16 protein-coding genes and 1 tRNA gene are annotated in these 23,014 nt (G+C 70.6%); 6 read left to right on the top strand and 11 right to left on the bottom strand.

Going from position 1 to position 23,014, the window contains the following annotated elements:
• Positions 1-31: 31 nt before the first annotated feature.
• The 7 genes from OG410_RS35630 to OG410_RS35600 all read right to left on the bottom strand — a co-directional run bounded on the left by OG410_RS35630 (position 32) and on the right by OG410_RS35600 (position 7,892).
• The gene (locus OG410_RS35630) at positions 32-1,570 is read right to left on the bottom strand and encodes a class I adenylate-forming enzyme family protein (RefSeq protein ID WP_329302905.1); all 1,539 of its coding nucleotides are present in this window, start codon (positions 1,568-1,570) and stop codon (positions 32-34) included.
• Positions 1,564-2,772, bottom strand: coding sequence for a CaiB/BaiF CoA transferase family protein (locus OG410_RS35625; RefSeq protein WP_329302904.1), 1,209 nt, complete (start codon positions 2,770-2,772; stop codon positions 1,564-1,566). The genes OG410_RS35630 and OG410_RS35625 overlap by 7 nt, the downstream gene beginning before the upstream one ends.
• A gap of 414 nt (positions 2,773-3,186) precedes the next feature.
• Complete coding sequence (locus tag OG410_RS35620; RefSeq protein WP_329302903.1) at positions 3,187-3,837, bottom strand: GntR family transcriptional regulator; 651 nt, start codon at positions 3,835-3,837, stop codon at positions 3,187-3,189.
• A gap of 71 nt (positions 3,838-3,908) precedes the next feature.
• Positions 3,909-4,802 carry a hydroxymethylglutaryl-CoA lyase gene (locus tag OG410_RS35615; RefSeq protein ID WP_329302902.1) on the bottom strand — a complete coding sequence of 298 codons (894 nt, stop codon included), beginning with the start codon at positions 4,800-4,802 and terminating at the stop codon, positions 3,909-3,911.
• A gap of 276 nt (positions 4,803-5,078) precedes the next feature.
• The gene (locus tag OG410_RS35610; RefSeq protein WP_329302901.1) at positions 5,079-6,311 is read right to left on the bottom strand and encodes a CaiB/BaiF CoA transferase family protein; all 1,233 of its coding nucleotides are present in this window, start codon (positions 6,309-6,311) and stop codon (positions 5,079-5,081) included.
• Between the two features lie 617 nt (positions 6,312-6,928).
• Positions 6,929-7,630 (bottom strand): 2-phosphosulfolactate phosphatase, encoded by a 702-nt coding sequence (locus OG410_RS35605; protein WP_329302900.1) that lies wholly within the window; start codon positions 7,628-7,630, stop codon positions 6,929-6,931.
• Positions 7,631-7,818: 188 nt separating this feature from the next.
• Positions 7,819-7,892: transfer RNA gene (locus tag OG410_RS35600), tRNA-Pro, on the bottom strand.
• A gap of 100 nt (positions 7,893-7,992) precedes the next feature.
• On the opposite strand from OG410_RS35600, the gene OG410_RS35595 reads away from it, so the two are divergent.
• From OG410_RS35595 to OG410_RS35585, 3 genes are all read left to right on the top strand, one after another.
• Positions 7,993-8,517, top strand: a complete 525-nt coding sequence (locus tag OG410_RS35595) for a DUF309 domain-containing protein (RefSeq protein WP_329302899.1) — start codon at positions 7,993-7,995, stop codon at positions 8,515-8,517.
• Positions 8,518-8,593: 76 nt separating this feature from the next.
• Complete coding sequence (gene cobF, locus OG410_RS35590; RefSeq protein ID WP_329302898.1) at positions 8,594-9,364, top strand: precorrin-6A synthase (deacetylating); 771 nt, start codon at positions 8,594-8,596, stop codon at positions 9,362-9,364.
• A gap of 75 nt (positions 9,365-9,439) precedes the next feature.
• On the top strand, positions 9,440-11,524 hold the full coding sequence (locus tag OG410_RS35585) for an MDR family MFS transporter (RefSeq protein WP_329302897.1): 2,085 nt from the start codon (positions 9,440-9,442) through the stop codon (positions 11,522-11,524).
• A gap of 48 nt (positions 11,525-11,572) precedes the next feature.
• Here OG410_RS35585 and OG410_RS35580 read toward each other — a convergent pair whose 3' ends face one another.
• A complete protein-coding gene (locus OG410_RS35580; protein WP_328445738.1) occupies positions 11,573-12,346 on the bottom strand; it encodes a sulfite exporter TauE/SafE family protein in 774 nt (257 codons plus the stop codon).
• Between the two features lie 201 nt (positions 12,347-12,547).
• Positions 12,548-13,735 carry a thiolase family protein gene (locus tag OG410_RS35575; RefSeq protein WP_329302896.1) on the bottom strand — a complete coding sequence of 396 codons (1,188 nt, stop codon included), beginning with the start codon at positions 13,733-13,735 and terminating at the stop codon, positions 12,548-12,550.
• Between the two features lie 312 nt (positions 13,736-14,047).
• On the opposite strand from OG410_RS35575, the gene OG410_RS35570 reads away from it, so the two are divergent.
• The 3 genes from OG410_RS35570 (at position 14,048) to OG410_RS35560 (ending at position 17,879) form a co-directional block, all read left to right on the top strand.
• Positions 14,048-14,860 carry an SAM-dependent methyltransferase gene (locus OG410_RS35570; RefSeq protein WP_329302895.1) on the top strand — a complete coding sequence of 271 codons (813 nt, stop codon included), beginning with the start codon at positions 14,048-14,050 and terminating at the stop codon, positions 14,858-14,860.
• Between the two features lie 147 nt (positions 14,861-15,007).
• Positions 15,008-15,766 (top strand): CBS domain-containing protein, encoded by a 759-nt coding sequence (locus tag OG410_RS35565; RefSeq protein WP_329302894.1) that lies wholly within the window; start codon positions 15,008-15,010, stop codon positions 15,764-15,766.
• A 376-nt stretch (positions 15,767-16,142) separates the two neighbouring features.
• Positions 16,143-17,879: a GAF domain-containing sensor histidine kinase gene (locus OG410_RS35560; protein WP_329302893.1), complete on the top strand. Its 1,737-nt coding sequence runs from the start codon at positions 16,143-16,145 to the stop codon at positions 17,877-17,879.
• A 27-nt stretch (positions 17,880-17,906) separates the two neighbouring features.
• Here the strand turns inward: OG410_RS35560 and OG410_RS35555 are convergent, their stop codons facing one another.
• Positions 17,907-19,724 carry an ABC transporter ATP-binding protein gene (locus OG410_RS35555; RefSeq protein ID WP_329302892.1) on the bottom strand — a complete coding sequence of 606 codons (1,818 nt, stop codon included), beginning with the start codon at positions 19,722-19,724 and terminating at the stop codon, positions 17,907-17,909.
• A 521-nt stretch (positions 19,725-20,245) separates the two neighbouring features.
• On the bottom strand, positions 20,246-22,981 hold the full coding sequence (locus tag OG410_RS35550) for a P-loop NTPase (protein WP_329302891.1): 2,736 nt from the start codon (positions 22,979-22,981) through the stop codon (positions 20,246-20,248).
• Between the last annotated feature and the right edge of the window lie 33 nt (positions 22,982-23,014).

Genomic DNA, 23,014 nt, shown 5'->3' with positions numbered 1-23,014 from the left:
ACCCCTGTGGAGTGGCTCCCCGCCACGGAAGTCACTCCCCGGTGGCGAACCGGTCCCGCAGGTCGTTCTTGCGGATCTTGCCGCTGACCGTCTTCGGCAGGTTGTCCGCGAAGAACACCGCGCGCGGCTGCTTGTACGAGGCGAGCCGGCTACGGCACTGCGCCACGATGTCGTCCTCCGAGACCTCCTGGCCCTCCCTGCGGACCACGACGGCGGCCACCTTCTCGCCCCAGACCGGGTCCGGAAGGCCGATGACCGCGGCCTCGGCGACCGCCGGGTGCTCGTAGAGGGCGTTCTCGACCTCGCTGGAGTAGACGTTCTCGCCACCGGAGATGATCATGTCCTTGGCCCGGTCGACGATGTAGAGGAAGCCCTCCTCGTCCTTGCGGGCGAGGTCGCCGGTGTGGAACCAGCCGCCGGCCCAGGCTTCCTCGGTCGCCTTGGGACTGCCGTGGTACCCGATGGTGACCTGGTCGCCCTGGACGACGATCTCGCCCACCTCGCCGACCTCGCAGTCCTCGCCGTCGGGCCGCACGACGCGCACGTCCACCAGGGCCATCGGCTTGCCGACCGCGTCGAGCAGGTGCTCCTCGCCGTTGGCGGCCCGGATGTGGGCCGCCTTGTCGAGGGTCAGCATGTTCCCGGCCAGCTCGGTCATGCCCATACCCGCGTACACGATCGGGCCGAACCGCTCGATCGTCCGCCGCAGCACGTCGACGGGGATCTTGGAGGCGCCGTAGCCCATCCACTCCAGACTGCTGAGGTCGTACTCGTCGATCTTGGGGTGGGCGAGCAGCATCGACATCATCGTCGGGGCGAAGCCGCCACTGGTGACCCGGTGCTCCTGGACGAGCCGCATCCACTGCTCCGGGTCCCATCCGGACATCATCAGCACGGAGCCGCCGTTGAACTGGTGCATCGGCGTGAGGTAGCCGGCGACGTGGCACAGCGGCATCGCGTTCAGATAGCTGGTGTCCGGCGTGGGCTCGTAGGCGAGCACCGACTGGATCAGCGCGGTGTTGATGTTGCGGTGGGTGAGCTGGGCCCCCTTGGGGAATCCGGTGGTGCCGCTGGTGTAGAGCAGCCAGGCGACCTCGTCGTCGCCGACCCGCACCTCGGGTTCGGTCGGCCGCCCCTCGGCGACGAGGTCCTCGTAACTGCGCGCGTCCGGCCGGGACTCGCCGATCACGATGAAGTGCTCGACCGTCTCCAGATCACCGCGGTGCTCTTCGAGCGCCTCCAGGTAGCGCTGCTCGACCAGGACGACCCGGGCACCGGAGTTGTTGAGGATCCACACCCATTCCTTCGGGTGCAGACGGTAGTTGAGCATGGTCAGCGTCATGCCCACGGCGGGAACGCCGTAGTAGGCCTCGACGTACTCGGGGTTGTTCTCGGACAGGATCGCGATCCGGTCGCCCCGCGAGGCGATGCCGAGGAGCGCGTTCGCGAGGCGCATCGCCCGCTCGTACAGCTCGGCATAGGTGCGGGAGCCCGAACCGTCCGCCATGACGAGCGCGTTCTTGTCCGGTGTCCGCATCGCGTTGCGACGCAGCACGTCACTGATCAGCATGGCGTTCTTCCTCCTGTGCGGTCGATGACCGGGCCGGCGGTGCGGTCCTGGCACACGACCACGCGCCTCTCGACGAATCCGGTGATCTGCTGGTGGGTGTAGCCCGCCGCGCGCAGCACGTCGGCGGAGTCCCGGCCCGGTGCGGCGGGGGGACGCGGTGCCGCGGTCCGGGTGCGGCTGAAGCGGGGGGCAGCGGCGGGATGCACCACCCCCTCGATGTCCAGGAACGTGCCGCGCGCACGGTTGTGCGGGTGGCCGGCGACCTCGTCGAGCGAGAGGACCGGGGTGACGCAGGCGTCCACATCGTCGAACACCGCCATCCATTCGGCACGTGACCTGGCGGCGAACGCCTCGGCGATGCACTCCTTCATCGCATCCCAGCGCCCGGGGTCCAGCCGGTTTCCGGCCGCCCTCGGGTCGTCGGCGACGCCGAGCGTCTCGAGGAGGCGGTCGAAGAAGTGCCGCTCGGCGGCTCCGACGGCCACGTACTCCCCGTCGGCACAGCGGTAGGTGCCGTAGAAGGGAGCACCCGAGTCGAGCGTGTTGGTGCCGCGTTCCGTGTTCCAGGTGCCGGCGGCCCGCATCCCGAGCATCGTCGACAGCAGCACGGCCGCTCCGTCGACGATGCCCGCGTCCACGACCTGCCCGGCGCCCGACAGGCGGGCCTCCAGCAGCGCGCAGACGATCCCGTAGGCCAGCAGCATCCCGCCGCCGCCCTCGCCGACCAGGTTCACCGGCGGTACGGGCGGCTGCCCGGCGAGACCGACGGGGTGCAGCGCTCCCGCGACCGAGATGAAGTTGATGTCGTGGCCGGCACGGCCCGAGAGCGGGCCCTGCTGCCCCCAGCCGGTCATCCGCCCGTACACCAGGCGCGGGTTGCGGGCCCGGCACTCGTCCGGCCCGATGCCGAGCCGTTCGGCGACGCCCGGACGGAAGCCCTCGACCATCGCGTCGGCGGTCCCGGCGAGGCGGAGCACGATCTCCGCACCCTCGGGGGACTTCAGGTCCACGGCCACGGAGAGGCGGCTGCGCTCGGGGATGCGGAACCGGGGGTCGTCCATCCCGGGCGACTGCTCAATGGCGTCCACCCGGTCGACCCGGATCACCTCGGCGCCCATGTCCGCCAGCAGCATCGCGGCGAACGGAGCGGGGCCGACCCCGGCGATCTCCACCACCCGAACCCCGTCGAGAGGCCCGCTCATGACCACCTCCAGTCGTCGCACCTCGTTGTACCGTCCGGTCGGTACAGGCATGTAAACACAGCGCCCTCCGGTTCGTACAGACCTGAATCACTACTGCTGCGGAAGGCGCCTCACGGCTTCGTCCCGAGTGGGCCATGGCGGATGAATCCGCTGGTCCACGGCCCGTACGGGCCATCGGCACGGCTGCGGACAGCGCGTGGGACCGGGCCCTCGACTCCCCCGTCGGACGGCATGCCGAAGCAGGCCCCGGCACCCCTGGGGGCATCTTGGGGCGGTACGCCGGAGCAGGCCCCGGCACTCTCCCGAGGCGCATCGGGCCCGTCGCTCACCGTCGGGCGGTCGCGCCCGGCGGGTGGCACTGCCGCGCGCCCCGCCGGCCCGGGGAACGACACGCGTTCCCGGTCGCTCCTCGGACTACCGGCCGTCCTTGTGCCGGCTCAGGGACGCCCGCGCGGACAGCACGTGCGCCGTCATGACCGACTGCGCCCACATCCCGTCCCGGGCGGTGAGCGCGTCGACCAGCTCACGGTGCTGGCGCAGACTGCGCTCCATCTCCTCCGGGGAGTAGTTGTGGAACGTGTGCCGCACGAGGGAGATCTCGATGACCCCGGACAGGATCCCGGGCAGCAGCGCGTTGCCGGCCGCCCGGTGCAGCGTGCGATGGAAGCGCATGTTGAGTTCGGTGATGCGGTCGTCGGCGTCGTCGCCCCCGACGCGCGCCGCCTCGTCCATGGCGTCGCACAGCGCGCGCAGTTCCTCGCGCTCGGCCTCCGAGGCGTCGCGTTCCGCCGCACGTCGCGCGGCGTAGCCCTCCAGCAGCGCCCGCAGGCTGAAGACGTCGTCGAGATCGGCGGCGTCGAATCCGGTGACCTGCGCGCCGCGGTTGGGGTGCAGCGTGATGAGCCCGTCGGCCTCCAGCCGGCGCAGCGCCTCGCGTACGGGAGTGCGGCTCACCTCGTAGGTGGTCGCGATGTTCTCCTCACGCAGCCACGCGCCGGACGGGTGGGATCCGGTCAGGATGCTCCTGCGCAGGTCCTCGTAGACCCTCACCGACGGCTTCGTCATCGTTTCCGCTCCTGGTACGGCGCCATGAACCAGGGCGCGACCGGGCACCGCCGCCCGACCGTCCCGCAGGGTCATCGCGCGGGCGCGGGGAACCGTCCGGCACGCAGCAGCTGTCCCGGCAGCGGCCTGCCGAGGACCTCCGTGATCCACGCTGCGGTGGACAACAGCGCGTCGAGATCGATGCCGGTGTCCACGCCCTGCCCTTCGAGCAGGTAGACGAGGTCCTCGGTGGCGATGTTACCGGTCGCCTTCGGCGCGAAGGGGCAGCCGCCGATGCCCGCGACGGAACTGTCCAGGACCGACACGCCGGCCTCCATGCCCGCGTAGGCGTTGGCGTATCCGGTGTTGCGCGTGTTGTGCAGATGCAGGCCGAGCGGGATGCCGAGCCCTGCCGCGCCGGTGAGCAGCCGGGTCACCTGCCGGGGAACCCCGACGCCGATGGTGTCGGCGAAGACGAGCTCGTCGGCGCCGGTGGCGGCGACCCGCTCGGCGATGGCCAGCACCCGGCCGGGATCGACGGCTCCCTCGAACGGGCAGCCGAACGACGCGGCCAGCGTGACGCCGGCCCTGCGGCCGTCCGCGTGGGCCGCCGCGACGATGTCGGCCGCCTCCGCGATCGACTGCTCGACACTGCGGCCCTGGTTGCGCTCGTTGAAGGTCTCGGTGACGCAGAAGGCCATACGCGCCTCTACGCACCGGGTCTCCGCCAGTCGCGTGTACCCGCGCTTGTTGAGTACCAGCGCCGCGAGACCGACGCCGTCGACGGGTTCCACCGCGGCGCAGACCTCTTCCGCCCCGGCCATCTGCGGCACGCGGGCGGGGTTGACGAAGCTGGCGATCTCGATGCGGTCGACGCCGGTGGCGGACAGCCGGTCGACGAAGTCCGCGCGCTGTCGCGGGCTCAGGTGTTCGGGTTCGTTCTGGAGTCCGTCACGCGGACCCACTTCACAGATTCTGACGCTCACGGGGTGTCTCCTCTTCGTTGCCCGGGAACTGCGGCCGAACCGCTAGTGCCGCGGCAGGCAATGTTTGCCCGTCAAGGAGCGGCGCCATGGGGGTCCCCCCTGCTCGAGCGAAGCCGAGAGCTTGGGGGAGCGTGCTCTCGGTGTGCCGGCCGGAAGTCCTCGTACTGGATGTACTTGGGCTTTCGGCCGGTGCGGCGAGTGGGGGTGCCCCCTGCTCGAAGAGCTTGGGGGAGCGTGCCGGGAGTCGCGACGGGGCGAACGTTGCCTGTCGCGGCACTAGATGACGCCCTGGTCGCGCAGGAGGGCACGGGCCGCGATGTCGAGGCCGAGGATTCCGCCGTACACCTCGTCGTTGTGCTGTCCCAGTTCCGGCCCGAGCGTCTGCACCGAGCCGGGCGTCCCGGACAGCCTGGGGGCGACGTTCTGCATCGGGAACGAGCCCAGCTTGTCGTGCATCAGCCGGACGATCGTCTTCCTGGCCTCGAAGTGCGGGTCGGCGAACATGTCCTGGGCGGTGTAGGTCAGTCCGGCCGGCACCCCGCTCTCGTGCAGCAGGTCGAGCAACGCTTCGGAGTCCTGCCCCTGGGTCCACTCGGCCACCAGCTTGTCGAGCTCGGCCTGGTGCTCACCGCGGGCGGCGTGCGTCCCGAACCGCTCGTCGGTCCCCCACTCCGGCTTGCCCATCAGCTCGGCCAGCCGGTTGAAGACCGTGTCCCTGTTGGCGGCGATGAGGACGGCCGAGCCGTCGCGGGTCGGATACACGTTGCTGGGCGAGACGCCCGGCAGCACCGACCCGGTGCGCTCGCGCCGCGATCCGCCGATCTCCCATTCCGGAAGGATCGACTCCATCATCGCCAGTACGGCCTCGTAGATCGCGGAGTCGACGACCTGGCCCCGCCCGGTGTGCTCACGGGAGAACAGGGCCATCACGGTGCCGAGCGCGGCGAACGTGCCGGCGAGCGAGTCGCCGATCGAGATGCCGGTGCGGCTGGGTGCGCGGTCGGGCTCCCCGGTGATGTGGCGCAGGCCGCCCATCGCCTCGCCGATGGAACCGAATCCGGCGCGCCGGGAGTAGGGCCCGTCCTGGCCGTAGCCGGTGACCCGGGTGACCACGAGCCGGGGGTTGAGCTCGGCGAGTTCCGCGGGTCCGAGTCCCCATCGCTCCAGGGTGCCCGGCCGGAAGTTCTCGATGAACACGTCGGCCGTCGCGAGCAGGTCCCGCAGCAACTGCTGCCCTTCGGGCCTGCGGAGGTCGCAGGTGATCGACTTCTTGTTGCGGGCGATGATCGGCCAGGTCAGGGAGAGGCCCTGCGGGAGGTTGCTCCCCCACTGGCGCATCGGGTCGCCGTTGCCGGGATCCTCCGCCTTGATCACTTCGGCCCCGAAGTCGCCGAGCAGCTGTCCGCAGAACGGCCCCGCGATGAGCGAGCCCGTCTCGACGACCCGTACCCCCGCCAATGGCCCTTGGGCAGCCGCCTGCCGGCGGTCGCTCTGCTGGTCGTCAGCCATGGGATGTCCACCTCTCGCCCACATCACGCACATCGAGCAACCGTCGCCGACTTGTACACAACTTTGGCTGCCGATCGAGGCCTCGTTGCCTCTATGCAGGCACCATAGCCCCATCTCGCTCGAATAGACACGACCGATTGTGTGCAATCTCGCGAGCTGGACACCGGCTCGGGGCGCCAGGGACCAGCGGCGGACCGAAGGCCGGGGGCACCGGCACCCGCGCGGAGGAGATCCACCCCGGGGGCAAGAGAGGCCAAGCGGGGACTGGGCATACGGCGGCGGGCCCGGACGGGAGGATCCCGCGCACCGGGGCAGCCGAGGTGGCACACCGTCAGAAGTGAGTCCGGGCGGCGCCCGATGCGGACCGGGCGCACCCTGCGCCTGGCGTCCGGCACTTGGCGCACCGGCTTCCGGCGTACGGCATCCGGCTCCCGACATCCGGCATCCGGCGCCCGGCGTCCAGCAGCGGCACCGCTCCGCCCGTGGTCATCCGCTCGCCTCGGGGGCGGTGGCGGCGTGCCGCGCCCCTCCTCGGGCGGGTACGGCTGCTCAACGGGAGCCGGACGCGCCCTTCACCGGCCGGGTACGGCCCGACGGGAGCCGGACCTCGTCGGCGCTCAGATCCGCGCGTCCTCGACCGGGAAGGGCACAGCGCACGGACGCAGGACCATGAGCGGATCCTCCGAGGTCGCCACCATGGCGAAGGGGAACCGGTCGAGCTCGAGGCAGAGTGCGACGTCATCGGGATGAACGCCCTGACGCACACCCGTCGCCAACTCGTCGGCGGCGCGGGACTCACCGGCACGGCGGAGGAACCCGGCCGCGTCGGTACCGGCCCCGACAGCCCTGCCGGCGATGTACTGAGCGCACGCCAGATCCTCATCGGCGCGGCCGTCCTCGCCGGTGACCACGAACGTGACGCCGTCGCACCGGTGGGCCCGCAGGATCCGCGCGGTCGCCTCCGCCACCACGAAGCCGGCGCACAGCACCAGCGACGCGTCCTTGACCGCGAGGGCGCCGACCGTCCCCGCCGTGGTCTTCTGCACGACGGTCCGTCCGCCGAGGTCGACGGACCGCAGCAGGCCCGGCGAGTTGACGAGGTCGAAGCCGGGGGCGGGCGGGCCGTCCTTGAGCGTCACCCAGTCCGGGTGGCGGGCCTTGAGCGCCAGGGCCTCGGCGAGCGACTCCGCGAGAACGATCTTTTCCGCCCCGCGGCCGAAGGCCCAGGCGGCCACCGTGTAGGCACGCATGACATCGACCACGACCGCCACGGACGGGGTTTCGGCCAGTTCGGCGATGCCGAGGAAGCGAGCGTCCATCACGTCATGATCGCGCAGACCCGGCTCGGAGCATCAGGAGAGTGACCCGCATCACATCGGTGGCCTGGGGTCGAATCCCGGGCCCGATGGGCGGCAATCGGCTGCATCCGGCGACAGCCGGACCCCGGAACAACGGAAAGGCCGTTCCCGCGTCGGCGGAAACGGCCTGCGACCTGCCCTTCAGCAAGTCGGGACGACAGGATTTGAACCTGCGACCCCTTGACCCCCAGTCAAGTGCGCTACCAAGCTGCGCCACGTCCCGGTGCCTTCACCCACGGTGACCCGCGTGATCGTGCGAACAGAACTTTACCCCACGCCGGGGGCTGCTCCGCAGGGGGAGCGGGGCGCGCGACAATCGGCGTATGACCGGGACATCTGAGACGCGGCGGGCCGGCGGACGCGACCGGGACGCCGAGGGACGGGCGCGGAACGCCCGGCCCCGTGACGGACTGGGGCGCCCGCTGCCGTACGGCGCGGCCGGTGTCGAGCGAGCGCCGGAGGGTGTCGTACGCCGCCCCGAGGACACGGTCGCGGAGGCGCAGGCGCTGCTGGACGCGGGCAGGCCGTTCCACGCGCACGAGGTCTTCGAGGACGCCTGGAAGTCCGGGCCCGCGGACGAGCGCGGCCTCTGGCGGGGGATGGCCCAGCTCGCCGTGGGGCTCACCCACGCGGCCCGGGGGAACGTGGCGGGCGGCGCACGGCTGCTGCGGCGCGGGGCCGGAGCGGTCGAGGAGTGGACGTCGGCGACGGGACGGCCGCGGCCCCACGGCCTGGACCTCGCGGACATCACCGGCTGGGCACGGGAGTTGGCGGCCGTCGTGGAGCGCGACGGCCGACCGGTCGACCCGGCACGGGTGTCGCCACGGCTGCGCGGCCGGGCGACCTGACGAAGGCGCGCCCTGCCCATGGGGCCGGGGTCCGGCCGGTGCGTCCACTGTCAGTGGCGTGGGGCAGACTCTCGGTGTGCGAAAGATTCATGTCATCGGCATCGGAGCGGGCGACCCCGATCAGCTCACGCTTCAGGCGGTCAAGGCGCTGAGGAGCACGGACGTGTTCTTCATCCTGGACAAGGGCGAGGTGAAGTCGGACCTCGTCCAGTTGCGCCGCGACATCCTCGACGCGCACATACCCGAGGGGGCGTACCGCCTGGTCGAGGCCCGTGACCCGGACCGGGACCGGACGGCGGGCGGCTCGGCGTACTCGCCGGCCGTCGGGGACTGGCGCAGCGCCCGCGCCGCGATCTACGAACAGCTCATCGCCGAGGAGCTGGGCGAGGACGAGAGCGGCGCGTTCCTGGTGTGGGGCGATCCCGCTCTGTACGACAGCACACTCGGCATCCTGGAGGAGATCCTGGACCGGGGCGTGGTGGCGTTCTCGTACGACGTGGTGCCCGGGATCAGCAGTGTCTCGGCGCTCGTCGCCCGGCACCGCACGGGGCTGAACCGGGTCGCCCGGCCGGTGCAGATCACCACCGGGCGGCGCCTCGCCGAGGGCTTCCCGGAGGGGGTGGACGACGTGGTCGTGATGCTCGACGCCCATCAGACGTTCCGGCAGTACACGGACGAGGACATCGACATCTACTGGGGCGCCTACATCGGCACGCCCGACGAGATCCTCGCCTCGGGTCCGATCGCCGAGGCGGCTCCCCATATCGAGCGGTTGCGCGCCGAGGCCCGGGAGCGCAAGGGATGGATCATGGACACCTATCTGCTGCGCAGGAACCCGGGAGGGTAGAGCGTCCGGCCGGCCCGTACACCGGGCGGGTCGCCCCGCATGCACGGGGAGCCCACCGGTGTGAGGGTGGCGATTGTGACGATCACGGAGGACACCGCGCCGGCCCCGGCGGCGCCACCCGGACCGCCGGTGCTGGACAACCGCCGCCGCAACATCGTCTTCGCGACGATCGTGCTGGGCATGCTGCTCGCCGCGCTCGACCAGACGATCGTGGGCACCGCGCTGCCGACGATCGTGTCGGATCTGGGCGGCGCCGCGCACATGTCGTGGGTGGTGACCGCGTATCTGCTGGCCGAGACCGTGGCGACCGTGCTGGTCGGCAAGTTCGGCGACCTGTTCGGCCGCAAGGTGGTCTTCCAGGTGTCGGCGATCATCTTCATCACGGGTTCCTTCCTGTGCGGGCTCGCCACGAACATGACGCTGCTGATCGCCTGGCGGGCGTTGCAGGGCATCGGCGCGGGCGGTCTGATGGTGACGTCCATGGCGCTGATCGCGGACGTCATCCCGCTGCGCGAGCGGGGCAAGTACCAGGGCGCGATCGGTGCCGTGTTCGGTGTGGCCACGGTCATCGGGCCGCTGCTCGGGGGACTGTTCACGGACCATCTGTCGTGGCGGTGGGCGTTCTACATCAACGTGCCCCTCGCGATCGTCGTGGTGATCGCGGCGGCCCGCACCATCCCCGTGGTGAAGTCGGCGACCCGGCCGGTCATCGACTATCTGGGCATCGCGCTCGTCGCGGTCGGGGCCAGCGCCCTGATCCTGGCGACGAGTTGGGGCGGAAACGAGTACGCCTGGACATCACCGGCCATCATCGGCCTCTTCGTGGGCGGTCTGATCGCGCTCGGCCTGTTCTGCGTGGTGGAGACGCGCGCGGCCGAACCGATGCTGCCGATGCGGCTGTTCTCCAACCCGGTCTTCACGGTCTGCTCGATCCTCAGCTTCATCGTGGGGTTCGCGATGCTCGGCGCGATGACGTTCCTGCCGACGTATCTGCAGTACGTCGACGGGGACTCGGCCACGATCTCCGGCGTGCGCACGCTGCCGATGGTCCTGGGGCTGCTCATCGCGTCCGTCTTCAGCGGCAACGTGGTCAGCAAGACCGGGCAGTACCGGATCTTCCCCATCGTCGGCTCCCTGGTGATGGCGGTCGGGCTGTATCTGATGTCGCGGATGGGACCGGATACGGGGGCCTGGCTGGAGTCCCTGTACATGTTCGTGCTCGGCACCGGGATCGGGCTGTGCATGCAGGTGCTGACGATCGCCGTGCAGAACACCGTCGAGTACACCGACCTCGGCACCGCGACGTCCGGGGTCACCTTCTTCCGTACGCTGGGGAGTTCGTTCGGTACGGCCGTCTTCGGCACGATCTACACCAACGCGCTCAAGCCCAACCTGGCCGACGGGGTCAGGGCGGCCGCCGAGACGGGCACGGCCGGACCGGCCGTCATCGCCAGGGCGGCGCAGAGCCCGGAAGGACTGCACAGACTTCCGCCCGAGGCGGCCGCGCCCATCGTCGACGCGTACGCCGACACCATCCACACGGTGTTCCTGTGGACGGTCCCGGTCGCGCTCCTCGGCTTCGTCGTGGCGCTCTTCCTCAAGCAGGTGGAGCTGCGCGACAGCGCGCGCATGGGGTCGACGGACATGGGCGAGGGTTTCGCGTCACCGTCCACCGCGGACTCCCAGCGGCTGCTGGAGTTCTCCGTCGCGAAGATCATCGGCACCACGGAGATGGACACCGCGCGCCGGATCGTCTTCGAGTCCGACACCCGGCTGGACGTGGCGGGTGCCTGGGCCGTGATGCAGGTGGAACTGTTCACCCGGATGGTCGGCCACGCCAACCTCGCGCTGATCGCCGCCCGGCGCCATCTGCCCCCCGAGGTGCTCGTCCCGGTCTTCCAGCGCATGGTCGACGAGGGCTATCTGACCCGGCACGGCTCGCTGTTCTCGCACACCGCGGCGGGCGAGCGCGAGGCGCGGGTGATCAGCGAGGCCTGGGGCCGATGGCTCGCCGGGCGCGTCGAGCAGGACATCGGCCGTCCGTCCGGCACGGAACTGCGCGCCGCCGTCGACACCATCGCCAAGCGGCTGCTGGTCGAGGACCTGACGCAGGGTCTGCCGGGCCGCACGCCGGAACTGACACCGGCCAGCGGGAACTGACACCGGCCACCAGGAGCTGACCGGACCGACCGGATCCGCGAGGCGGGCTCAGCGGAGCAGCAGCTGCACTCCGCCCACCACCGTCGCCCCGATCACCAGGCGTTCGAAGAGCAGTTGGTTGATGCGCTTCACCGCCCACTTTCCGACGAACGCCCCCGGCACCACGAACACCGCCAGGGCCGCGTCCAGCAGCAGCGAACGCCCGTTGATCAGACCGAGGCCCGCGCTGAACGGCAGCTTGGAGACGTTGACGATCAGGAAGAAGAAGGCGGAGGTGCCGAGGAAGCCGAGCTTGCGGAAGCCCGCCGAGAGGAGATACATCGACATGACCGGGCCGCCCGCGTTCGCGACCATGGTGGTGAAGCCGCCGAGGACTCCGTAGGAACGCGCCTTGACGCGGCCCGCGCGGGTCACGACCGCGTCGGGTTCCTCGTCCTGGACGGCGGCCCGGCGGCGCCACAGCGTGATCCCGGTCATCAGCAGCAGGGTCGCGCCGATCGAGGCCCGTACGACCCCGTCGTCGGCCCACACCAGGAACAGCGTGCCGAGGACGACACCGGCGGCGACCGCCGGGAAGAGCCGCCACAGCGTCGGCCAGTGGGCGTGGCGCCGGTAGGTGGCGACGGCCAGCACATCGCCGACGATCAGGAGGGGCAGCAGGACGCCCGTCGAGGCGCGGGCGGGCAGTACGGCGGCGAAGACGGCCAGGCTGACCGTGTTGGCGCCGCTGACGGCGGTCTTGGAGAAGCCGACGAGCAGAGCCGCGGCGGCGAGAGCGGCGAACTCCCCCGTGGATATGTGCCAGAGCGTCATCGTGTTCATGCGGGGATCGATGCTATGCCCACGGTGCCCGCCCAGGTGACGGGGGTCCCGCCGGGCTCGCCGTGCTCTTTCGGGTCGACGGGGTGCCGGGGCCGCCGACCGGTGTACCGGCGAACCGGAACCGGCCGGCTGCCGCAAGCGCGCGAGGACGTACGGCGACCCGTGACGCCCCTAGGGCTTCCTACGGCCGGGTGCGGGGCGTCAGGGGCGCTCCACCAGGACCGCGGTGCCCTGCCCGACGCCGACGCACATCGTGGCCAGGCCGCGCTCGGCGCCCGTGCGGCGCATACGGTGCAGCAGGGTGGTGAGGATGCGGGCTCCCGAGGCGCCGAGCGGGTGGCCGAGGGCGATGGCGCCGCCGGTCGGGTTGACGAGGTCCGGGTCGATACCGAGGGCGTCCACGCAGGCCAGGGCCTGGGCGGCGAACGCCTCGTTGAACTCGGCCTCCTGGATGTCGGCGACACTCCAGCCGACGCGTCCGAGCGCCTTGCGGGTCGCGGGCACCGGGCCGATGCCCATGACGTCGGGACCGACGCCGGCCGAGGCTCCCGCGACATACCGTCCGAGCGATTCGAGTCCCAGCTCGTTCAGGACCTCCTCGCTGACGAGCAGCACACCCGCGGCGCCGTCGTTCATCGGCGAGGCGTTGCCCGCGGTGACCGTGCCGCCGGCGCGGAACACCGGCTTGAGGCGGGCCAGCTTGTCGAGCGAGGTGTCCTCCCGCACGCATTCGTCGCTGTCGACGACCACACCGTCGGGGCGCTCGACGGTGAGCAGCTCGGCGTCGAAGTACCCGTTCTTGCGGGCGTCCGCGGCACGCTGGTGGCTGCGGAGCGCGAAAGCGTCCTGCCGCTCACGCGAGACGCCGTACCGCGCGGCGACCTCCTCCGCGGTCTCCCCCATGGACAGGACGCCGTGCAGGTCCTTCATCGCCGGATTGACCAGCCGCCAGCCGAGCCGGGTGTCGACGGTCTCGATGCGGTGCGGCAGCGCCTCGTCCGGGCGGGGCAGCACGAAGGGGGCCCGGCTCATCGACTCGGAGCCTCCGGCGAGCACGATGTCGGCCTCGCCGGAGGCGATGGCGCGGGCCGCCGTCGTGACGGCTTCGAGGCCGGAGGCGCAGAGCCGGTTGACGGTGGCGCCGGGCACACTGTCGGGCAGTCCGGCGAGCAGCGCGGCCATCCGGGCGACGTTGCGGTTGTCCTCGCCGGCCTGGTTGGCGGCGCCCCAGTAGACGTCGTCGACGCGGGCCGGATCCAGTGTGGGCACCTCGGCGACCAGAGCGCGGACGACGCCCGCGGCGAGGTCGTCGGGCCGTACGGAGGACAGGGCACCGCGCAGCTTGCCGATGGGCGTGCGGCGAGCGGCCGCGAAGTGGACGGGACGCACGACAGGACTCCTGACGGACACCGGCGGACGGGCACCGGACGTTGATGAGCACAACCATTAATTAGCACTGCTAGTTTTGGACTATATCCCCGCGCCGGATCCTTGGGAAGATCCGCCCGGCCGCCGGTATCCGCCCGTCCGTCCCGAACACCCGACCCGTGCGGGATCGTTCCGCGGTCGTGGCGGCCGGTGCGGTGGCCGGGGATCGTCGGCCGCCCGCTCCGCCCCTCGCATGGATGGCAGACTGCTCGCGCACCCCGCCGAACCCAGGCCGCGGAGGTGAACAGGCCCAGGAGAGCGGGGAGTTGTCGTATGACGGGGACGGAGTCCACCGCGGACGGGATCGACACCAGCAGGCCTCATCCGGCACGGGTGTACGACTGGTATCTGGGCGGCAAGGACAACTATCCGGTCGACGAGCGGCTCGGACAGCAGATCACGGCGCGTGATCCCGGAGCCAAGCGGGCCGCGCGCAGCAACCGCTGGTTCATGCAACGGGCCACCCGGCACCTCGTCCGCACGGCGGGAATCCGCCAGTTCCTGGACATCGGCACCGGCATACCCACCGAGCCCAACCTCCACCAGATCGCGCAGAGTTCCGCTCCGGACGCACGGGTGGTGTACGTCGACAACGACCCGATCGTCCTCGCCCACGCCGAGGCGCTGCTGCGCGGCACTCCGGAGGGCATGACGGAGTACGTCCAGGCGGACGTGCGCGAGCCGCTGAAGATCCTCGACGAGGCCGCACGCGTGCTCGACCTCGACCGTCCCGTGGCCCTGTCGCTGATAGCGCTGATGCACTTCATCGCCGACGACGACGGCGCGTACGAGCTGGTCGGGACCCTGGTCGACGCGCTGGCGCCGGGCAGCTACCTGTCGCTGTCCGCGATGACCGCCGACTTCGAGCCGGAGGAGGTCCGGCAGGGCATCGAGGCGTACGCGCGCGGCGGTGTCACCCTGGTGGGCCGCTCGCACGCCGGCGTGAGCCGCTTCTTCGGGGGTCTGGACCTGGTCGAGCCCGGTGTCGTCTCGGTGAAGGACTGGCGTCCCGAGCTCGCGGAGGGCGAGACCCCGATCGGCGACGAGCCGGTGTCCCTGTACGGCGGGGTCGGCCTGAAGCGCTAGGGAGCGCCGGGACGAAGGGGTGGGCCGGGTCCTTGGACCTGCCGGCCGGGGCGGTCCGGCCCCCGGCCGGGGACGGTCGGCCCCTGCCCCCGTGCGTGCCGGGAGGGCAGGCTGGGAAGCCGTCCGAGCAGGAAGCGAGATGGCGAGATGACCCTCATCGTCGGGCAGGTGATGACCAGCGAGGTCGTCGGAGCGCATCGGAAGATGTCCTTCAAGGACGTGGCCCGGCTGCTGGACCGGTACCGGATCAGCGGGCTGCCGGTCGTGGACGACGACGACAAGGTGGTGGGCGTGATCTCGGAGACGGATCTGCTGCGCCTGCAGGCGGCCCGGTCCGGCCGGGAACGGCGCCGGCGTCTGCCGTCGCTGCGCCGCGTGCTGCCGTGGTCGCCCCGTCCTGAGCGGACCGCGCGCCGCGTGCCGACCGCCGCAGCCGGGCCCGTCCGCGCCACGACCGTGGAACAGCTGATGTCGACGCCCGCGATCACCGTGCATCCCGAGCAGCGCGTGGCCGATGCCGCCCGGGTCATGGAGCGTCATCACGTCGAGCGGCTTCCGGTGGTGGACGAGGAGGACCGGCTGATCGGGATCGCGACCCGGCGCGACCTGCTGCGGGTCTTCCTGCGGACGGACGAGGAGATCCGCCGGGAGGTCGCCGACGAGGTGCTGGGGCGCGCGCTGTCGCTGCCGCCGCACTCCGTGGCCGTCTCGGTCGGCGACGGAGTGGTGACGCTGGAGGGGCGGCTGGAGCACCGCGACGAGATCTTCGAGGCCGTCCGGCTGACGTGGCGGGTCGACGGTGTCGTCGGGGTCATGAACCGTCTGGCCTTCCGCGCCGACGACACCCGCCCGGCCGTGCGGCAGCCCGCGCAGCGGATCGACCACGAGCGGATGCCCGGGCACTGAGAGACGCGCGGGCGGTCGGCGGACGGACGCCCGGACACTGAGAGACGCGCGGGCGGTCGGCGGACGGACGCCCGGGAACCCGCTCGTCACCGGCGGCGCCCGCCCGGTCGGCGTTGCCGGTGAACCCCCTTGCGGACAACAGGTGCCGGGTCCGGGGCGGCGGGGCCGGGGGCCACGAGCCCCTGTCCGTCCGGATCCGGCGACCGTCCTCCTGATCACCGCCGCGGGCCGTCCACGTCCGCCTTGCGAACCCTTCGCGGGCATTCCTCCCCCTTCGCCCCCCGAAGCCGTCGACGCGATCCGCACAGGTGCCCGACCACGGGCACGGGCGGTCGGGCATCATGGCTTCGACGGGTGGTAACTGAGGGGATCTCATATGGACCAGAGCGCACACCTTCCGGAGGAGCCGCCGGCCCCGCAGTTCCGGTTGGACGCCCTGCTGGAGGACCTCCAGGAGCAGGTGCAGCGTGTGCGCGGCACCCAGAACCGGGTGCACACGCTCCTCGAAGCGGTGCTCGCGATCGGCAGCGATCTCGATCTCGACGTGGTCCTGCAGCAGATCGTGGAATCCGCGGTGCAGCTCGTCGACTGCCGCTACGGGGCGCTCGGCGTCCTCGGTGACGAGGGCGGCATCAAGCAGTTCATCACCGTGGGCATCGACGAGGAGACCATCGCCCGCATCGGTCACTACCCCCGGGGAGAAGGCATCCTCGGCCTGCTGATCCGCGAGCCGCACGCGCTGCGGCTGCCCGTGCTGAGCGACCACCCGGACTCCGTCGGCTTCCCGCCCGGCCACCCTCCGATGACCACGTTCCTCGGCACGCCCGTGCAGGTCCGCGACAAGATCTTCGGCAACCTGTACCTCACCGAGAAGCACGGCGGGGCCGAGTTCGACGCCGAGGACGAGGCGGTGCTGCGCACACTCGGCGCGGCGGCCGGTGTGGCCATCGACAACGCCCGGCTGTACGACGACGCCCGGCGCCGTGAGCGCTGGCTGGCCGCGAGCAGCGATCTGACCCGCACCCTGCTGTCGGGCGCCGATCCGGTCGAGGTCCTGCACACGTTCACCGCGACGGTCCGGGAGCTGTCCGACGCGGATCTGGTGACCCTGGCGGTGCCGGTGACCGGCACCACGGACCTGGTCATCGAGTCCGCCGAGGGACACGACGCCGAACTGGTACGGGGGTTGGCCCTGCCGGACGGGACGAGTCTGGCAGCCAAGGTGTTCGCCTCCGGCGAGCGAATCGTCAGTGCGTCGCTCAGCGAGGACCCGCGCACCGGGACGGGCAGTGCGTCGGTCCTCGATCTCGGCCCGGCGTTCGTGATTCCGCTCGGCACCCAGGAGCGGGTGCGGGGCGTTCTCCAGGTCGCGAACCGGCAGGGCGGCACCGTGTTCCCCGATGCCACCGTCGAGATGATCGCCGGGTTCGCGGGCCACGCCGCGCTGGCCCTGGAGATCGCCGAGCACCGCCGCGACGCGGAACAGCTCCTCATCCTCAACGACCGTGACCGCATCGCGCGCGACCTGCACGACCTGGCCATCCAGCGGCTCTTCGCCGGCGGGCTCAGCCTCCAGTCGGTTCTCAACCGCCTCGCCGACCGGCCCGAGGTGGCCGAACGCGTCCAGCGGGTGGTGGACGATCTCGACGACACGATCAAGGTCGTACGCTCCACGATCTACGCCCTGCGGGAGAGCGACCGGTCCGGCGCCACCGCCGGTCTGCGCACCCGGCTCGTCACCGAGGTGGGCCGCGCGGCCGAGACACTGGGCTTCGCCCCCGCCCTGCGCATGAGCGGCCTGCTCGACACCGACGTGCCCGACGAGCAGCGGGAGCACGTGGTCGCGGTGCTGCGCGAGGCCCTGTCCAACGTGGCCCGGCACGCCGGGGCCACCGCCGTGGAGGTCACCGCCGAGGCCACCGCCACGACACTGCGGTTGCGGGTGGCGGACGACGGCCGCGGCATCGGCCCCGGCGACACCCGCCGCAGCGGTCTCGGCAACATCGGCACCCGCGCCGAGCAGCTGGGCGGCCGTTGCACCCTGACGGCCAACGAGCCGAGCGGCACCGTCCTGGAGTGGACGGTACCGCTGCACCACGACGACCCCGCCTGACGCGCGCCACCCCGGTCCGGCACGCGTTCAGCGCTGATCGGCCGAGGCGGGGCTGTCGTCGATGAAGCCGCCGGACTGATGGCGCCACAGCTTCGCGTAGGCGCCTTCCGACGCGAGCAGTTCCCGGTGGGTGCCCTGTTCGACGATCTTCCCTCGGTCGAGGACGACGAGCCGGTCCATGGTGGCGACCGTGCTCAGCCGGTGCGCCACCACCAGCGCCGTCCGCCTCTCCATGAGCCGCCACAGCGCCGACTGGACGAGGATCTCGCTCTCGGAGTCCAGGGCGCTGGTCGCCTCGTCGAGCAGCAGGATCGGGGCGTCACGCAGGATCGCGCGGGCGAGGGCGACCCGCTGGCGCTGGCCGCCCGACAGCTTGATGCCACGCTCTCCGACCATGGTCGCGAAACCGTCCGGCAGGGCGTCGGCGAACTCCGTGACGTGTGCCGCCTCGGCCGCGCGGCGGATCTCCTCCTCGGTCGCGTCCGGACGGGCGAAGGCGATGTTGTCCCGCAGCGAGCGGTGGAACATCGCCGGGTCCTGCGGCACGTACGCGATCAGGCTGCGCAGGTCGGTCTGACGCAGCTTGCTGATGTCCTGGCCTCCGATCAGGATGCGGCCGCCCTCGATGTCCGTCATCCGCAGCAGCAGCCGGGTGAGCGTGGTCTTGCCGCCGCCCGACCTGCCGACCAGACCGATCTTCGCTCCGCTGGGTACGGCCAGTTCGAGACCGGTGAACAGCGGCTCGGCGCCGCCGTGGGTGAACGTCACCTGTTCGAAGCGGACATCGGCCTCGCCGGCCCGTAGCGGTTCCGGAGCGACCGGGTCGAGCACGGTCGGCGGTGACATCAGCAGTTCGGTGAACTGGGCGGCCTCCGTCATCGAGCTCTCCAGCCGCCGGTAGATCTGGTTGAACTCGAACATGATCCGGGTCGCGTTCGCGTAGTACGTGAAGGCGACGACCACCGCCTCCACGCCGTGTCCTCCCCCGCCGAGCGTGATCGCGAGCAGCAGTCCGAGGGCGTTGGTCAGGACGGACATCGGCGCGACGAACGTGTCGATGCGCAGGTTGCCGTAGTCCCATGACTGGAGGGTGAGCCGCCGCGACACCGCGACCCGGGAGCGGTGCTCCGCCGCCTCGCGCTCCTCGGCGGCGAAGGCCCGCACGGTGTCCATGTTCATCAGGCTGTCGGCGACATGGCCCGAGACCCGGGCGATCGCCTCCTCGCGCTCGTCGACGAGTGCCTGACGGCGGCGGATTAGCGGCACCGCGCACGCCCCGGTCACGGCGATCATCACCAGAAGTCCGACGACGAGCAGCGGTTCGTAGCGCCACAGCACCACCGATCCGAAGAGGAGCGGCACGAGGCTGCCGACGACCTGGAACGTCATCGTGTCGACGAACTCCTCGAAGCGGGAGGCGAAGCTCAGTACCCGCTTGGTCAGCGAGCCGGCAAAGTTGTCGTGGAAGAACGAGGCGTCCTTGGCGAACAGTTCGTCCATGCCGATCACGTACAGCTGCTCGATGCCGAGAGCGTCCAGGCGGTTCAGGCAGTGCAGACCGAGGCGCCAGAACGCTTCCGCGAGGAGCAGGACGCCGCCGAAGGCGAGGACGTACGGCAGGGCGTCACGGGCGGAGACGCCGCTGTCGCCCTCGGCGATACGGCCGACGAGTTTCGCGACGATGAGCGGCGCGACGTAGCTGATGCCGATGTTGCCCAGCGCCGGCAGCAGCATGCCCGGCACGGTCAGCCGCCGGAGCCTGCGAAGTTCCCTTCCGTAGTAGCGAAGTGCGAGGAGGACCGGGCCCTTGCCCGGTAAGGCCTTGCGCGATTCAGGAGATGCCATCACAGCCCTGTGTCGTCGTACGGCTGCCCGCCGCGCCGTCCGTGGTTCACTCCACCCCGGTTCCCCAAGGTGTCGATGTCCGGATATGGGCAGGCAAGAAGTTGCATGATCCCGTGACGACGGCCACACGGTCCAAGGGTTTTTCCCGGCCACCGGCCCGTCTCGGACAGCTGTACACCCTCGGCCGGACGGGAGCCTGCGACTGCGGGCAACCGGGTACGGCGTCGTGCGGGCTTGTCCGACCTCGTACTACTTCGTACGACGGTGGCCGGGTACGACAAAGGCTGCTTCCCACGAACGAGCGTTACACAGGCCCTCCGCCCCAGGTCCGCCCGCAGGGACGTGCCGACGAGAGGCGTCGGATGGTTCTTCCCATCGCATGCATGGAACACGGTCTGCTCAAGCGCAGCTGAACCCGCCGGGTGCCATTGCCGGGCGGGCCGCACGGGTGGGCAATGTACGGAAGAACGAGACCCGTTGGCAGTGCTCCTATGTCCGGTCGGCCGACGGGGAGAGCGACCTCACCACCCGCCTTCCCTGCGCTCGGCCAGCCTGCGCAGGTCGTCGAACGAAAGCAGGTCCTGGAGTCCCGACGGCAGCGGCAGTCCCGTCTCCCCCTTCGCCGCCGTGGCCGCCTTGTCGAGCATCTGGGCGAGCCGCCCGCATAGTTTGCCCGGCGGCAACTCCCGGATCTCCCTGATCCGCGGGAGCTGGAGCCCCCGCAGGTACTTCGTCGCCTCCTCCGTGCCCCGGACGCGTTCAAGAAGGACGTAACAGATCTCCGGGGCCTCCGCTGTATCCACCACATGAGTCTGTCTGTTTACGTCGACCATCGACTTGGCGAGGCTCACCAGCGCGTATCCCGCACGGGAGGCGTCGAGGTTGAAACCCACTCGGTCGTCCAGCGCCAAGGCCGCTAGACCCGCGGACGTCTGGGCCTGACCGTCGCCCCGCAGGCAGACGGAGTACTCCACGAGGAACCCTCTGATGTGGCGACGGTAGTCCCGATACTCGCTCAGATGCGGGGCCAGTTCTCGCCCGTAGGTGAGAGCCTTGGTCCTGTCCTCTATCCGAATCGCCCGCAGGAGCGAGACCCTCGACTCCAGGACGTCGTTCCCAGTGCCTACAACCGCACCCTTGGCCGCCCAGACCGCCTCGGGGCCGCGGAGGTTGCGAGACAGCAGATAGGCGTCGCGGTAGCCCTCCTCGTCGGTGGCGCCAGCCACGAACAGACTTCCACCCGCCTGCCCCACCAGCTCGTAGACCTTCTGGGCGTGCCCCTCCTTCTCCAGCGCCCTGACGACAATGGCGGCGATGGACGGGTGTCGGCAGTACACACGGTTTCCGGCGATCGTCACCGCCGCCTCCCTGCCGAGAGTCTTGAGGATCTTCCCGTCGGCGAAGACCGTGTCGAGCCCGACCATGGCGGCGATGACCGCTCTGCTGGCCCCCCTGCCCCGATTGCCGTCCTTGTCGAGCACATGCTGCATCAGGCAGATCCCCGCGAACACATCGCCTAGATCTAGGGAGTCCGTTAGCCTCACCTGGCGGAGTTTGCGCAGGAGGTCCTCCACCCGGTCGCTGAGGCCCGATCCATAGCGGACATCCAGCACCGCGCCGATCAGGGTATTCCCCTGCTCGGCCATCACACCCGCCGAGTCAATCAGCCGGTCCCTAGTTTCGTCGACGTCGGAGGCGTGGGCGGGCAGCAGCCCGTTTCGCTCCCACGCCTCGGCGAGATTCTGGGCGTCCTCGCGGGTGATGCCGTGGAAGAGAACGTCTTCAAACGACGGACGCAAATGCGCAGCCCCCTGCCACCATAGGCGGTCGTGGCTGGCGAGCAGGAAGGCGATCCCTGACCCCTCGCGGGCCCAGACTTCCTTCGTGGCGACGAGATCGTCCATGATCAGGTCCGCCTCGTCGACACAGATCAGTGTGCTCCCCGAGGAACCGGCCTCCTTCAGCCACTCCTCCGTAATGGCGGGCGCGCCCGGTTCCCGCCACAGCACCTGCCACTCGGGCCGCGCCTCCGCCACGACGACGGCGACCTGACGTACAGCAAGCGACTTGCCCTCACCGAGCGGGCCGATTGCCACCACCCCGCCGCCGCCACCGGCGTCGAGCGCCCGGTCCATTTCCTCCCTGAGCCGCACCGTGGCGCTGAGGAGCGGCCACCGCCCTGGCTCCGCGTCCGCCCACTCCGGCTGACGGCCGTCAACGAACGCCGAGGGCTGGTACGAGGAGGTACCACGGGGCTGACGTGGCACCCGCGAGTAGCCGAACGGTGCGGCCTCCTCCGATTCCGCCTCCCCGCTGTCGGCAAGGTCTTCTGAGAAGAGGGCGTGCCCGTCGACCCCGAGATAGAGGCTGAAACCCGGGGCCTCCACCAGACCCTTCAGCGGACCGTCGCCGACGACGACCGCCACGTCCGACTCGTACGCTGCCCAAAGCACCTGGGCCTGAAGGGAATCGGCGTCATGGATGACCCTGCTCCGCAGGCTCTTCATGAAACCATCCAGCCACCCGCTGTATCCAACAACCAGCACCACGGAATCGATCAGTAGCCGCTGCAAGAGCTGGTCCAGCCTAGGGCGCGGCGCAGTGATACGCGTCGGGGCGTTGCTAGTCGCCGCGCCGGTCCAGTGGCCGTGAATGTGCAGGACCGGCTGGAAAACGAACTGGTTCAACTGCTCGATCGTCGGCGCAGCGTCCGTGGGCACCGGGTAGGCCATCGACTCGATACCCGCCCCGCGCAGGGCGATCTCGATCAGGGGATCGAAATTCGTCGTGATGACAGGACCGCGGACCCGACCGTTCAAGCCGGAGAAGAAGCGAGCGAACCGCTCGTATCCGGGTGGCACCCGCCAGATTCCGTCCCGCTCGAGGTCCTGGCACTTCTCCCTGTCGTTCGCAACCGCGGCCACGTCCTCCGGCCGCACGTCCTCGCAGGCCCGCAGTACGGCCGCTCGGATCGCGCGCATCACGGCGTGCTCGCCGACCATCCTCGTCAGCATCGCTGCGGCGTTCTGGTACTTGAGGCCGGGATTGGGCTCCCGGGCGAGCGTCTCGTCGAAGCGGGCCCGCCCGCGCAGCGGGACCTGCTCGCGGAACATCATCGTGAGTTCCGGAACACCTGGCAGCACGGCGCTGCTAATCCCCGAGCCGAACACCGTGATGAGACGACGGTCAGCCTCCTGTGCCATCACTTCGAGGCGAATCCTGAGATCGTCCACATCTCCGATGTCGATAGGATGCATGGAGCAGATGAAACCACACGGACAGTCAGGGTT

Origin of the sequence: Streptomyces sp. NBC_00659, from assembly GCF_036226925.1 — a bacterium.
Lineage (GTDB): Bacteria > Actinomycetota > Actinomycetes > Streptomycetales > Streptomycetaceae > Streptomyces.
This window is presented reverse-complemented; position numbering and strand designations above follow the sequence as displayed.

What these genes read in the sequence shown, in the direction of transcription:
- OG410_RS35630 (WP_329302905.1), bottom strand. Translation starts at nt 1,570, where the DNA reads ATGCTGATCAGTGACGTGCTGCGTCGCAACGCGATGCGGACACCGGAC.
- OG410_RS35625 (WP_329302904.1), bottom strand. Translation starts at nt 2,772, where the DNA reads ATGAGCGGGCCTCTCGACGGGGTTCGGGTGGTGGAGATCGCCGGGGTC.
- OG410_RS35620 (WP_329302903.1), bottom strand. Translation starts at nt 3,837, where the DNA reads ATGACGAAGCCGTCGGTGAGGGTCTACGAGGACCTGCGCAGGAGCATC.
- OG410_RS35610 (WP_329302901.1), bottom strand. Translation starts at nt 6,311, where the DNA reads ATGGCTGACGACCAGCAGAGCGACCGCCGGCAGGCGGCTGCCCAAGGG.
- OG410_RS35605 (WP_329302900.1), bottom strand. Translation starts at nt 7,630, where the DNA reads ATGGACGCTCGCTTCCTCGGCATCGCCGAACTGGCCGAAACCCCGTCC.
- OG410_RS35595 (WP_329302899.1), top strand. Translation starts at nt 7,993, where the DNA reads ATGACCGGGACATCTGAGACGCGGCGGGCCGGCGGACGCGACCGGGAC.
- OG410_RS35580 (WP_328445738.1), bottom strand. Translation starts at nt 12,346, where the DNA reads ATGAACACGATGACGCTCTGGCACATATCCACGGGGGAGTTCGCCGCT.
- OG410_RS35570 (WP_329302895.1), top strand. Translation starts at nt 14,048, where the DNA reads ATGACGGGGACGGAGTCCACCGCGGACGGGATCGACACCAGCAGGCCT.
- OG410_RS35565 (WP_329302894.1), top strand. Translation starts at nt 15,008, where the DNA reads ATGACCCTCATCGTCGGGCAGGTGATGACCAGCGAGGTCGTCGGAGCG.
- OG410_RS35560 (WP_329302893.1), top strand. Translation starts at nt 16,143, where the DNA reads ATGGACCAGAGCGCACACCTTCCGGAGGAGCCGCCGGCCCCGCAGTTC.
- OG410_RS35555 (WP_329302892.1), bottom strand. Translation starts at nt 19,724, where the DNA reads ATGGCATCTCCTGAATCGCGCAAGGCCTTACCGGGCAAGGGCCCGGTC.
- OG410_RS35550 (WP_329302891.1), bottom strand. Translation starts at nt 22,981, where the DNA reads ATGCATCCTATCGACATCGGAGATGTGGACGATCTCAGGATTCGCCTC.